The following is a 12,153-nucleotide window of genomic DNA, read 5'->3' as shown; positions in this document are numbered from 1 at the left end:
ACTCGTTACTTCGGCAGGTGGGCCGCGACCTCGGCGGCGGCCTCTTCGCCGTACGCCGCGGCGAAGCGCGCGGTGAAGCCGGCGGCCTTGATGTCGTATTCCTGGGTGCCGACCGTCTCCAGCACCAGCGCCGCCACCAGCGAGCCGATCTGCGCCGAGCGCTCCAGGCTCAGGCCCCAGTGCACCCCGGCGAAGAAGCCGGCCCGGAAGCCGTCGCCGACGCCGGTCGGGTCCTCGCCGGTCACGTCCGGGACGACCGGCACGTGGATCCGCTCGATCCCCCGGCCGGTGATCTCGACGCCGTCCTTGCCGAGCGTGGTGACCCGGATCTTGACCTCGTCGAGGACCTGCTCGGAGGTGAGGCCGGCCTTGGTCTCCAGGAGCGAGCGCTCGTACTCGTTCGTCATCAGGTATTCCGCGCCGCGGATCAGGCTCAGCACGTCCGAGCCGTCCATCCGGGCGAGCTGCTGCGACGGGTCGGCCACGAACGCGTAGCCCCGGGCCCGGCACTCCTGCGAGTGGCGGATCATCGCGGCCGGGTCGTTCGCGCCGACCAGGACCAGGTCGAGGCCGCCGGCCCGCTCGTTCACCGGGGCCAGCTCGATGTTGCGGGCCTCGGCCATCGCGCCCGCGTAGAACGAGGCGATCTGGTTGAGGTCGTCGTCGGTGGTGCAGACGAACCGGGCGGTGTGCGCCACGTCGCTCACGTGCACCGAGTCGCAGTCGACGCCGTGCCGCTCGAGCCAGGACCGGTAGTCGGCGAAGTCGGCGCCGACCGCGCCCACCAGGATCGGCCGCAGACCCAGCTTGGCCATCCCGAACGCGATGTTCGGCGCGACCCCGCCGCGACGCACCACGAGGTCGTCGACGAGGAAGGACAGGGAGACCTTGTGCAGCTGGTCGGCGATCAGCTGGTCGGCGAACCGGCCCGGGAAGTGCATCAGGTGGTCGGTGGCGATCGAGCCGGTGACGGCGATCTTCATTTCGGCCCTCGGGGATAGGAAACAGGGGGCGTTACGTCCTGAGACTACCGGCCGATGAACCGCGACAGGCCGCCCCGTGAACGGGACGGCCTGTCGATCGATGCTTTTTAGTGGAACGAGTCGCCGCAGGCGCAGGAGTTCTGCGCGTTCGGGTTGTCGATCGTGAAGCCCTGCGCGTCGATGCGGTCCGCGAAGTCGATGGTCGCGCCCGCGAGGTACGGCGCGGACATCCGGTCCACGACGACCTCGACGCCGCCGAAGTCGTTCACGACGTCGCCGTCGAGGGAACGCTCGTCGAAGAAGAGCTGGTAGCGCAGGCCGGAGCAGCCACCGGGCTGTACGGCGATGCGCAGGCGCAGGTCGTCGCGCCCTTCCTGCTCGATCAGGGCCTTGACCTTCACCGCGGCGACGTCGGTGAGGGTGACGCCGGTCGGGGCGGTCGCCTCGGTCGACTCGGTGTGCGCTTCAGTGGTCACTAGTAACTCCCTGCCAGGTCAGAACGCGGTCTTGCCTGGGTTTTCCGCTGCGGGATGGCTCAGGCATGTGCCGTACAGGCCAACGCTAACCCTTCTTCCCGAGATTCCCAATCCAGGAGGGGTGAGGATCACCGGCTCCACTGGGCGGCCAGCGCGGCGGAGAGTTCACGCAGGCCACGAGCGGGTTCGGCGAGGGCCTGCTCGACCGAGCCGAAATGCTCGACGAGCGTATGCGTCTCGGTCACCCCGGCCGCCGCGGCCTCCCGGTGCCCGGTCTCGTTGCGCCCGGCGAGCACCACGCACGGCAGCCCGCGGTCCCGGGCGCCGGCCGCGATCCCGGCGACCACCTTGCCGCGCAGCGACTGGTGGTCGAAGGAGCCCTCCCCGGTGATCACCAGATCGGCCGCGTCGAGCTCGGCGTCCAGGCCGATCAGATTCGTGACCAGGTTGATACCCGAGGTCACCCGGCCGCCGAGGGCGATCAGCGCGGCGCCGAGGCCGCCCGCCGCGCCGCCGCCCGGCTCCTCGCGCAGGCCGGTCCGCCCGAACGCCTTCTCCAGCACCCCGGCGAAGTGGTCGAGCGCCGCGTCCAGGCGCAGCACGTCCTCCCGGGAGGCACCCTTCTGCGGCCCGAAGACGTTGCTGGCGCCGTGCAGCCCGGTCAGCGGATTGTCGACGTCGGTCGCGGCGACCAGGCTCACCTGCCGCAGCCGGGGCTCGCCGGCCAGGCCGGCCGCGGTGATCAGTGGGCTGCCGCCGTAGGGCAGGGCGTTGCCGGCCGCGTCGACCGGGCCGGCCCCGAGCGCGGCCAGCATGCCGGCGCCGGCGTCGTTCACGGCCGAGCCGCCGAGGCCGACCACGACCTCCCGGGCGCCGGCCTCCACGGCCGCCGTCAGGAGCAGGCCGAGGCCGTAGGAGGTGGTGGTCTTCGGATCGCGCTCACCCGTCGCCAGGAGATGCAGACCGCACGCTTGTGCGCTCTCGACGTACGCGATCTGATCTTTCAAAAGGATCTCGCCTTGGGCCGGCCGGCCGAGCGGGTCGACGGTCCGCACCGGAATGCGCCTGCCCGCAAGCGCGGTGGCGAGGACCTCGACGAAACCGGGGCCGCCGTCGGCGAGGGGGCGGCGGACGAGCACGTCATCGGGGACGGACCAGCCCTCGGCGACAGCATCGGCGACGGCGGGGGCGGAAAGGGTGCCGGCGAACTTGTCCGGACAGATCAGTACGCGCACCCCGCGAGTGTGGCAGCACACCCCGTCCGGGCGCAGCTTCTGTACGGGGGCCTGTGTAACGATGATGAACGTGACGTCGACCTGGACCGAACCTCAGAACACCCCGCTGGCCCTCCTGCTGCTCGGCAAGGGCACCGATCCGGCCAGCGAGCGCGGCGTGGACTGCCCCGGAGACCTGCCCGCCCCGAGCGACCCCGACCTGGTGGCCCGCGCCCGCACCGCCAAGGAGGCGCTCGGCGACCGGGTGTTCGTTCTCGGCCACCACTACCAGCGCGACGAGGTGATCCAGTTCGCCGACGTCACCGGTGACTCGTTCAAGCTCGCCCAGCAGGCCGCGGCCCGCCCGGACGCCGAGTTCATCGTGTTCTGCGGTGTGCACTTCATGGCCGAGAGTGCTGACATCCTCACCAGCAAGGACCAGCGCGTGATCCTTCCGGACCTGGCGGCCGGCTGCTCGATGGCCGACATGGCCGTCCTCGGCCAGGTGGAGACCGCCTGGGAGCACTTCCAGGACCTCGGCATCACCGACCAGATCGTGCCGGTGACCTACATGAACTCGTCGGCCGACATCAAGGGCTTCGTCGGCCGCAACAAGGGCGTGGTCTGCACCTCGTCCAACGCGAAGCGGGCCCTTGACTGGTCGTTCGAGCAGGGCTCGAAGGTCTTCTTCCTGCCCGACCAGCACCTCGGCCGGAACACCGCCGTGCTGGAGATGGGCTTCGACCTCGACGACTGCGTGCTCTACGACCCGCACAAGCCGAAGGGCGGCCTCACCGACGAGCAACTGCGGAACGCCCGGATGATCCTGTGGCGGGGGCACTGCTCGGTGCACGGCCGGTTCACCCTGGACAGCGTCCGCGAGGTGCGCGAGCGGGTCCCCGGCGTCAACGTGCTGGTCCACCCGGAGTGCCGGCACGAGGTGGTCCGGGCCGCCGACTACGTCGGCTCGACCGAATACATCATCAAGGCCCTCGAGGCGGCGCCGGCCGGTTCGGCGTGGGCGGTGGGCACCGAGCTCAACCTCGTACGCCGGCTCGCGCTCGCCCACCCGGACAAGCAGATCATGTTCCTCGACCGGGCGGTCTGCTACTGCTCGACGATGAACCGCATCGACCTGCCGCACCTCGTCTGGACGCTCGAGGAGCTCGTCGCCGGCCGGGTCCCGAACGTCATCACGGTGGACGAGAAGACCGCGCACGAGGCCCGTGTGGCGCTCGACCAGATGCTCGCCCTGCCGTAACTCTGGGTAGTCAAATGAATCCACCCGTCCGGTGGATTTCTTAACGCTGCCTCAGCGAACAGCATTTGACGGCGTTTCGCGTGCCTCTACGACTGGCGCGCTTGTCACTCAGCGCTATGCTTCCCCGGTTGCAGAATCGGGTACCCCCGCCCACGCTCTGCCCCCTCGTTCACCGGGCGGCCCACCGCCCACCGGCTGGAGGTTACGTTGACCGACGATGTCCTGATCGTGCACGGCGGTACGCCGCTGCAAGGTCAGATCCGGGTCCGTGGCGCCAAGAATCTCGTTTCCAAGGCGATGGTCGCCGCCCTGCTGGGCGAGACACCGAGCCACCTGTACGACGTACCGGGCATCCGGGACGTCGAGGTCGTCCGCGGCCTCCTCGAGCTGCACGGTGTGAAGGTCACCGACGGCACCGAGGACGGCGAGCTGGTGATGGACCCCACGAACGTGGAGAGCGCCAGCACCGACGAGATCAACGTCCACGCCGGCTCCAGCCGGATCCCGATCCTGTTCTGCGGGCCGCTGCTGCACCGGCTCGGTCACGCGTTCATCCCGGATCTGGGTGGCTGCCACATCGGCCCGCGGCCGATCGACTTCCACATCAAGTCGCTGCGCGAGTTCGGCGCGGTCGTCGACAAGACCCCCGAGGGCATGCACCTGAGCGCCCCGAACGGTCTGCACGGCGCCAAGCTGGAGCTGCCGTACCCGAGCGTCGGCGCCACCGAGCAGGTCCTGCTCACCGCGGTCCGCGCCGAGGGCGTCACCGAGCTGCGCAACGCGGCCATCGAACCGGAGATCATCGATCTCATCTGCATCCTGCAGAAGATGGGCGCCATCATCAAGGTGCACACCGACCGGGTCATCGAGATCCACGGCGTGCCGAAGCTCTACGGCTACGAGCACAAGCCGATCCCGGACCGGATCGAGGCCGCCAGCTGGGCCGCCGCCGCGCTCGCCACCCGCGGCGAGATCGAGGTGGTCGGCGCCCGCCAGGCCGACATGATGACGTTCCTGAACGTCTACCGCTCCATCGGCGGCGAGCTGAAGATCACCGACGACCGGATCGCCCGCCCGGGCGTGACCGGCGCCGAGGGCGGCATCAAGTTCTGGCACCCGGGCGGCGAGCTCAAGGCCGTCGCGCTGGAGACCGACGTGCACCCCGGCTTCATGACCGACTGGCAGCAGCCGCTCGTCGTCGCGCTCACCCAGGCCCGCGGCATTTCGATCATGCACGAGACGGTGTACGAGCAGCGGCTCGGCTACACCGACGCGCTCAACCAGATGGGCGCGACCATCCAGGTCTACCGGGACTGCCTCGGCGGGACCCCGTGCCGCTTCGGCCGCCGCAACTTCATGCACTCCGCGGTCATCGCCGGCCCGTCCAAGCTGCACGCCGCCGACCTGCGCATCCCCGACCTGCGGGCCGGTTTCGCGCACCTCATCGCGGCGCTGGCCGCCGAGGGCACCTCGCGCGTCTACGGCGTCAACCTCATCAAGCGCGGCTACGAGGACTTCGAAGCCAAGCTGGCCGCTCTCGGCGCCCACGTCGAGCGTCCCTGAGCTGCATCTTTGTCACGATCAACGGCGCGGTGTGCTGCACACCGCGCCGTTTGGCTACGCTGCTGACGTGTCCCCGCTGTTTCGCCGCAAGCCAGAAGAAGCCGCCCCCACCGAGGTGGAGGCGGTGACGACCGATGCCGAGAACCGGCCCAGGAGCTACACGCCCAGCAAGAAAGAACTGGGTGTGGTCACGCCGAAGCGGGCCGCCGTCGGCCGCCGCGTGCAGGACAAGGCCCCGGAGAACCGCAAAGAGGCCTACAAGCAGATGCGCGAGCGTCAGCGGGCCGAGCGCGCCGAGGCCAACGAGGGCATGCGCAACGGCGACGAGCGCTACCTGCTCGCCCGCGACCGCGGCCCGGAGCGTTCCCTGGTCCGCGACATCGTCGACTCCCGCCGGACGGTGGGCTCGTGGTTCATCGCCGGCGCCGTGGTGGTGCTGATCGGCTCCTCGGTCCCGAACCGGACCATCCAGAACATCAGCACGCTGATCTGGGCGCTCCTCGCCCTCGCCGTGATGGTGGACAGCATCCTGATCGCGCGCAAAATCAAGAAGCTGGTCAAGGAGCGGTTCCCGCAGACCACGCAGCGGATGGGGTCGTTGTATCTCTACGGCATCATGCGCGGTCTGACGTTCCGCCGGATGCGGATTCCGAAGTCGAAGGTCGAATACGGGGATCGTATTTAGCTCGCCCTCTGGGCGGTTTTGGGGCCGGGATGGCCCACTCCGGGCGGTCAGGCTTGATCCCTGCGTGGTCCATCCCGGCCCCAAAACCTTGCGTGCGTCAGGGGACTCCGGCCAGTCTGAGCAGGGCTGTTGAGGCCGCTGCGGATAGAACGACCGCTACGAAAGGGGCCTTTCGCCAGGCCAGGAGGGCTCCTATGAGCACTCCTGCGGGGCGGGCCGGCCCGGCTAATTCGCTGCCTGCTGTCAGGGCGGCTGTTGCCGCCAGGGCTGTGAGCAGGGCGGCGGCTGCCATCGGCAGGAGGCGTTGCAGGTTGTCGGAGAGTTCCAGGCGTTCGCGCAGGAGGACGCCGCTCAGGCGGATGGCGTAGGTGCCGAGCCCCAGCGTCAGGATCGCGGCTATCAGCATCGGGACTCCTCGCGCTCCTTGGTGGCCGGGCTGGTCAGGAAGCGGGATGGGAAGAGCAGGATCAGCAGGCCCAGCAGGGCGCAGAGGACCGGTAGGCCTGCCGGCAGCAGCGGAGTGAGGGCTACCGCTATGAGGGCTCCGGTCAGCGCCACGAGGCGGGTTCGGCGGTCTCTCAGGGACGGCAGGATGAGGGCTATCAGGGCTGCCGGGAAAGCGGCGTCCAGGCCCAGCGCGTCCGGGTCGCCGGTGGCGCCGCCCAGGAGGACGCCCAGGGCGGTTCCGATGTTCCAGGTGACGAAGAGGGTCGTGCCCACCAGCCAGTAGATGCGGCGGCGCTGCTGCGGGTCGGGCTCGGCCAGGGCGAAGGCGGTGGCCTCGTCGGTCATGATGTGGCTGCCGACGAGACGGTCGCGCCATCGGCCGCCGATGGTGTCGGCTATGGCCAGGCCGAAGGGCAGGTGGCGGGCGTTCAGGAGCAGGCCGGCCAGGACCGCGGCGATCGGGTTGCCCGCCGCGATCAGGCCGGCCGCCAGGAATTGGGAGCCGCCCGCGAACACGATCGTCGACATGGCGATCGGCGCCCAGGGCGGCAGGCCGTACGCGATGGAGATGGCGCCGAACGAAGCGCCCACCGCGACCATGGCCGCGCCCAGCGCACCCACATCGCGCAGCGTTCGTTTCAACGTACTCATGTTCGCTACGATGAACGAGCGCGAAGCGTTCGTCAAACCGAACAACCCGTCCGATGGAGCGAACATGCAGCAGCCGGCACCGCCGCTGGCCGTCATCGCGGCCGCCCTGCGCCGGGAGAGGGACCGCGCCGGGATCTCCCTGACCGAGCTGGCGCGCCGGGCCGGGCTGGCGAAGTCGACGCTCTCCCAGCTCGAGGCCGGCACCGGCAATCCGAGCATCGAGACGCTGTGGGCGCTCGGGGTGGCGCTCGACGTGCCGTTCAGCAGGCTGGTCGAGCCGCCGGCGTCACCGGTCCGCGTCATCCGCGCCGGCGAGGGACCCCGGCTGCGGTCGGATCACGCCGAGTTCGTGGCGACGCTGCTGGCGACCGGCAGCCCGCAGACGCGGCGGGACATCTACGTCATGGAGCTGGAGCCGGGCGAGCCGCGGGAGGCCGAGGCGCACATCCCGGGCAGCGTCGAGCACATCGTGGTCTCGCAGGGCCGCATCCGCACCGGACCGGTCGACGAGCCGGTCGAGCTCGGCCCCGGGGACTACGTGACGTTCCCCGGGGACGTGCCACATCGGTACGAGGCCCTGGAGCCCGCGTGGGCCGTACTGATCATGGAGCACCGCTAGATCAGAAGGGCACGCCACCCTTCCAGACCGCGATCGGCTCGACGGTCATCGTCTTCGGGAACGCGGTCGCCGACGTGTCCACTCCCCCGGCCACCGCGACGTTGACGATCAGGAACTGGGACTGGGCGAACGGCCAGCGGCGACCGGAGGCCACCGCGTCCGACGCCCACAACGTCATGGTCGGGCGGCGGTCCACGTAGAACCGGACCACATCGGCGTCGAAGTAGACGCCGTACCGGTGCGGCGCCGCGTCCAGGGAGACGCCGAGGTCGACGGTCGCGCCGCCCTCGCCCCAGCCGTACGGCATGTCCACCGCCGCGTTCCCGGCCGACGGCATGTGGGCCGAGGTGCGGGCCAGTGTCGGCTGCGCCCCGGTGCCCTCGAAGACGTCCAGCTCACCGCAGGCCGGCCAGCCCACCGTGCGCTTCGAGACGCCCATCATCCAGAACGCGGGCCAGACGCCGGCGCCGACCGGCGCGGTGATCGAGGACTCCACGTAGGAGCCGGACGGGACCGCGAGCCTGCCGTCGGTGGTGAGCCGTCCGCTGGTGAGCGTGCCGTCCGCCGCCCGCCGCACGGTGATCTCGAGCCGGCCGGCGTCGTCGACCCGGTCGTTGCCGGCGGTGTAGGTCTGCACCTCACCGTTGCCCCACCCGCCGGCGCCGAGGTCGTGGTTCCACACCGCGGGGTCGCCGAACCCGATCACCCGGGCCGGGTCGCCGGTGACGCGGGCCGGCTCGCGGACCGTGACCGGCCGCACGCTCACCCCGGTGACCTGCGCCGTGAACGCCGAGCCGGCCGGCAGCCCGAGGTAGAAGGCGGTGTCGGCGGATCCGGCCGCGGTGGCCACGAACGTCCGGGTGATCAGCCGCCACCCGGAGCCGGTGGGGCTGACGTATTCGGCGACCGGCGCCGGCCGGCTCTGCTGCGCGCCGTTGCCGAGCAGGATGCCGTACCGGCGGCCGGCGCCCGCGGTGTCCCGGAGCCAGGCGGACATCCGGTAGGTGCGGCCGGCCGTGAAGGACGAGGTCGGCGACTGGAGCTTGACCAGCGCGTACGCCCACCTGCCGGAGGCCGCCGGCCGGCTCAGCTGCACGCCCGTCGACGCGGGCGCGCCCTTCAGCCCGGTCAGCCGGGTCACCCGGACCGCGCCGGCCTCACCGACCGCGCTCCACCCGGTCAGGCCGGACGCGGCGGAGCCGTTGAGCACCGCCTCCGGAGAAACCGAAGGAGAGGAGGGGGCCGCCAGGGCGGGGACCGGGGTGGCCAGGGTCAGGGCACCGAGGGCGGCGGCGAGACAGCGCCGGAGGATTCGCACGGACTCGGACATCGGCCCGCCGGCCCGGCAGTCCAGCAAAGGACCCGAACTGCTACCCGCCGGTGTAGAGCCGGGACACCACGTCCTCGATGTCCGGTTCCAGCACCGACAGGTCGCGCACCCCGACCGCGCCGACGAGACCCGCCACGGCCGTGCCCGCGCTCGCCGACTCCAGCGCGAACGTCACCCGGTGGCCGCCCGCCTCGACCGACGTGACGACCGCCCCCGGCAGGGTGAATCCGTCCGGCAGGGGCCGATCCAGATCGGCGACGAGGCTGCGCCGCGAGCCGTAGCGGGCGTGCAGCGCCTCGATCGACCCGTCGTGCACCACCCGGCCGTGGTCGATCACGACGAGCCGTTCGCAGAGTCGCTCGATGTCGGCGAGGTCGTGCGTGGTCAGCACCAGCGTGACGTCCCCGCTCGCGCCGAGCTCGGCCAGGAACTGCCGGACCGCCTGCTTCGAGACGACGTCCAGCCCGATCGTCGGCTCGTCCAGGAACAGCACCTCCGGCCCGTGCAGCAGCGCGGCCGTCAGCTCGCCGCGCATCCGCTGGCCGAGCGAGAGCTGACGTACCGGGGTGTCCAGGAACTCGTCGAGGCCGAGCAGCGAGCGGCACCGCCTCAACCGGGCCGCGTGATCGGCGGCGGGCACCCGGTAGATGTGCCGGAGCAGCGCGAACGACTCCCGCAGCGGCAGATCCCACCAGAGCTGGGAGCGCTGGCCGAAGACCACCCCGATTCGCAGCGCCAGCCGGGTGCGCTGCGGGACCGGCGTGAGGCCGCAGACCTCGACCGTGCCGGAGGTGGGCATCAGCACGCCGGTGAGCATCTTCAGCGTGGTCGACTTCCCGGCGCCGTTCGGCCCGATGTAGCCGACCATCTCGCCGCGGCCGATCGTGAGGCTCACGCCGTCCACGGCACTGACGATCCGTTTCTCCCGCCGGAAGCGCCCCGCTTTCACCCGTACCGAAAAGGTCTTCTGAAGATCTTGAACTCGAATCATGATCCGGTGCTCCGGTAGTGGCGGACGCCGGCACGCCAGACGACGGCGGCGATGGCTGCCGCGACGAGCGCGACCAGCGGCGAGAGATAGCCGGCCCAGGCCGGCAGACCCAGGGGATCGGTCCGGCCGAGGAGCGCCAGCGCCGGCTGATAGGCGACGAAGGCGAAACCCATCGCGTACGCGAAAAGGCCGCGGAACACCGGGCCGAAGACCGTGATCGGGTACGAGGTGAAGTCGCGCCCGCCATAGGTGAAGGCGGCACCGACCTCCCCCGAGTCGACCCACCAGAACGCGAGCGTGGCACTGATCACGAAGAACGCGCCGAAGAACGCGGCCGCCGCGAGCGGGGTCAGCACGACCAGCACGATCCGGGCCGGTGTCCAGTCGATGTCGTTGATCGCGATCGCGCCGCCCAGCACGGCGAACCCGAACACCACCCGCAGCGCCTTCCGCAACGGCAGATCCATGAGCAGGAGCTGCGGCAGCGCCGGCAGCGGGCGGACCAGCACGGCGTCGAGCGTCCCGGCCCGCACGTACACCTTGAGCCGGTCCACGTTGCCGACCAGCATGTCGGCGAGCGCGAACCCGGCCGAGCTGAGCCCGGCCGTCAGCACCGCCTCCTCCAGGGTGAATCCGCCGACCCGCGGCGCCGACCCGAACAGCACCAGCACCGTGATCACGTCGAAGACGGTGGCGCCCATGTTGCCGAACAACTCGACCAGGAAGGAGGCGCGGTAGGAGGTGACCGAGCGGAACTGGGCCTTGAAGAGCTCGACGTACGGGGTCCTATCCACCCTGCACCACCAGCTTGCGCTCGGCGCGGCGCTGCACCGCCGCGGCCAGCGCGAGCGTGGCCACCGCCCAGAACAGCTGCACGACGACCAGCCCCGCCTGCAGCGCCGGCGGATCCCGCTCGGCGATCACATCGAGCGGCGCCTGGAGCAGGCTCGGCAGCGGCGTGGCCAGCCAGAGCGTCACGGTCATCCACTCCGGCAGCAGCCGCAACGGGAAGTAGAGGCCGCCCAGAACGCCCGAACCCAGCGTCCAGAGCATGATCGGCCCGCGGGCGTCCTGCAGCCAGTACGCGGTCGCATTCACGACATAACGACAGGCGAAGCAGACGACCACGGCGAGGATCACGGAGAGCGCGAAGAGGGGGATGGTCTGCCAGCGCGCCGGCGTGTGCAGGGGGAAGAAGATCGCGCCGGCCAGTACCGGTGGAGTGAACCGGGTGAGCATCGCGTACAGTCCCCGGCCCAGGTCGGCGGCGAGAAAGCCGGTGACCGGGGACACCGGACGTAACAGGTCGGCCGCGATGTCACCGGTCCGGATCCGCTCCGCGAGCTCCGTCCAGCCCCAGATTCCGATCACGGCAAGTAGCCCCTGACCCACCCAGACGTACGTGGCGAGCTGTTCCGCGTCGTAGCCGCCCGGCCCCGCCCCGGCGACCCCCTCCGCCACCGCCAGCAGCACATAACAGCGGAGGAAGCCGAAGACGATGTTCGTGAACGATCCGGCTATGGTGGCTTGCCGGTAGGTGGACCACCTCCGGAAACCCGACCCGACAAGCACACCGAAAGTAGTGGCCGAGCTGCGGAACGGACCTATTCGAGAGATCGTCAGCACCCTGGCGTCGATCCGGCTCACGCCGTTAATCTCCTCTCGGAACCCCCCGCGGTGGAGCCGGGCGACTCTAACCCGGTCCCCGGCGAGCCACGGCACGATTTTTTGGACAAGGTGGAGTACGCCGTGACGGAGAGTTGCCAACTGCCGGGCCGCTCGCTGGGCCCCCTCTTGGGCGCTCTCTTGGGCGCTCGATGAACGGTTGGAGCTCCCGCCCGGGCCCGGACAGCTGGGACGACGAACCGGCCTGGGTCTACGAGATCACCTGGGAGTGGGAGCCGCTCGCGGGCCAGCGCTACCCGGGCGACCC

The 12,153-nt window shown here is 70.6% G+C and carries 13 protein-coding genes; 4 read left to right on the top strand and 9 right to left on the bottom strand.

Annotated elements, in window-relative coordinates:
- Positions 1-5: 5 nt before the first annotated feature.
- The 3 genes from AB0G10_RS19895 to AB0G10_RS19885 form a co-directional block, all read right to left on the bottom strand.
- Positions 6-983 (bottom strand): carbohydrate kinase family protein, encoded by a 978-nt coding sequence (locus tag AB0G10_RS19895; protein ID WP_360923390.1) that lies wholly within the window; start codon positions 981-983, stop codon positions 6-8.
- A 107-nt stretch (positions 984-1,090) separates the two neighbouring features.
- On the bottom strand, positions 1,091-1,459 hold the full coding sequence (gene erpA / locus AB0G10_RS19890; protein ID WP_014441527.1) for an iron-sulfur cluster insertion protein ErpA: 369 nt from the start codon (positions 1,457-1,459) through the stop codon (positions 1,091-1,093).
- Between the two features lie 128 nt (positions 1,460-1,587).
- On the bottom strand, positions 1,588-2,694 hold the full coding sequence (locus tag AB0G10_RS19885) for a glycerate kinase (protein ID WP_360923387.1): 1,107 nt from the start codon (positions 2,692-2,694) through the stop codon (positions 1,588-1,590).
- A 61-nt stretch (positions 2,695-2,755) separates the two neighbouring features.
- On the opposite strand from AB0G10_RS19885, the gene nadA reads away from it, so the two are divergent.
- The 3 genes from nadA (at position 2,756) to AB0G10_RS19870 (ending at position 6,182) form a co-directional block, all read left to right on the top strand.
- The gene (gene nadA, locus AB0G10_RS19880) at positions 2,756-3,934 is read left to right on the top strand and encodes a quinolinate synthase NadA (RefSeq protein ID WP_360923384.1); all 1,179 of its coding nucleotides are present in this window, start codon (positions 2,756-2,758) and stop codon (positions 3,932-3,934) included.
- Between the two features lie 207 nt (positions 3,935-4,141).
- Positions 4,142-5,497 (top strand): UDP-N-acetylglucosamine 1-carboxyvinyltransferase, encoded by a 1,356-nt coding sequence (gene murA, locus AB0G10_RS19875; protein ID WP_360923381.1) that lies wholly within the window; start codon positions 4,142-4,144, stop codon positions 5,495-5,497.
- 67 nt (positions 5,498-5,564) lie between these two features.
- Positions 5,565-6,182, top strand: coding sequence for a DUF3043 domain-containing protein (locus AB0G10_RS19870; protein WP_360924944.1), 618 nt, complete (start codon positions 5,565-5,567; stop codon positions 6,180-6,182).
- A 97-nt stretch (positions 6,183-6,279) separates the two neighbouring features.
- On the opposite strand, the gene AB0G10_RS19865 is transcribed toward AB0G10_RS19870, so the two are convergent.
- Both AB0G10_RS19865 and AB0G10_RS19860 read right to left on the bottom strand, forming a co-directional pair.
- Positions 6,280-6,588: an AzlD domain-containing protein gene (locus AB0G10_RS19865; RefSeq protein ID WP_360923378.1), complete on the bottom strand. Its 309-nt coding sequence runs from the start codon at positions 6,586-6,588 to the stop codon at positions 6,280-6,282.
- The gene (locus AB0G10_RS19860) at positions 6,582-7,280 is read right to left on the bottom strand and encodes an AzlC family ABC transporter permease (RefSeq protein WP_360923375.1); all 699 of its coding nucleotides are present in this window, start codon (positions 7,278-7,280) and stop codon (positions 6,582-6,584) included. Before AB0G10_RS19860 ends, AB0G10_RS19865 begins: the two co-directional genes overlap by 7 nt.
- Before the next feature lie 64 nt (positions 7,281-7,344).
- On the opposite strand from AB0G10_RS19860, the gene AB0G10_RS19855 reads away from it, so the two are divergent.
- Complete coding sequence (locus tag AB0G10_RS19855; protein WP_360924941.1) at positions 7,345-7,899, top strand: XRE family transcriptional regulator; 555 nt, start codon at positions 7,345-7,347, stop codon at positions 7,897-7,899.
- 1 nt (position 7,900) lies between these two features.
- Here the strand turns inward: AB0G10_RS19855 and AB0G10_RS19850 are convergent, their stop codons facing one another.
- From AB0G10_RS19850 to AB0G10_RS19835, 4 genes are read right to left on the bottom strand one after another with little or no spacing between them, the layout of a single operon-like run.
- Positions 7,901-9,217 (bottom strand): glycoside hydrolase family 16 protein, encoded by a 1,317-nt coding sequence (locus AB0G10_RS19850; RefSeq protein WP_360923372.1) that lies wholly within the window; start codon positions 9,215-9,217, stop codon positions 7,901-7,903.
- A gap of 52 nt (positions 9,218-9,269) precedes the next feature.
- On the bottom strand, positions 9,270-10,220 hold the full coding sequence (locus tag AB0G10_RS19845; protein WP_360923369.1) for an ATP-binding cassette domain-containing protein: 951 nt from the start codon (positions 10,218-10,220) through the stop codon (positions 9,270-9,272).
- Positions 10,217-11,014 (bottom strand): ABC-2 family transporter protein, encoded by a 798-nt coding sequence (locus tag AB0G10_RS19840; protein WP_360923366.1) that lies wholly within the window; start codon positions 11,012-11,014, stop codon positions 10,217-10,219. Before AB0G10_RS19840 ends, AB0G10_RS19845 begins: the two co-directional genes overlap by 4 nt.
- Complete coding sequence (locus AB0G10_RS19835; RefSeq protein ID WP_360923363.1) at positions 11,007-11,792, bottom strand: ABC-2 family transporter protein; 786 nt, start codon at positions 11,790-11,792, stop codon at positions 11,007-11,009. Before AB0G10_RS19835 ends, AB0G10_RS19840 begins: the two co-directional genes overlap by 8 nt.
- Positions 11,793-12,153: the final 361 nt, after the last annotated feature.

Origin of the sequence: Actinoplanes sp. NPDC023714 (assembly GCF_040639855.1) — a bacterium.
In the GTDB taxonomy this organism is placed as follows: Bacteria; Actinomycetota; Actinomycetes; order Mycobacteriales; family Micromonosporaceae; genus Actinoplanes.
Note: the sequence above shows the minus strand (reverse complement) of the source record. Positions and strands in the feature narration are given on the sequence as shown.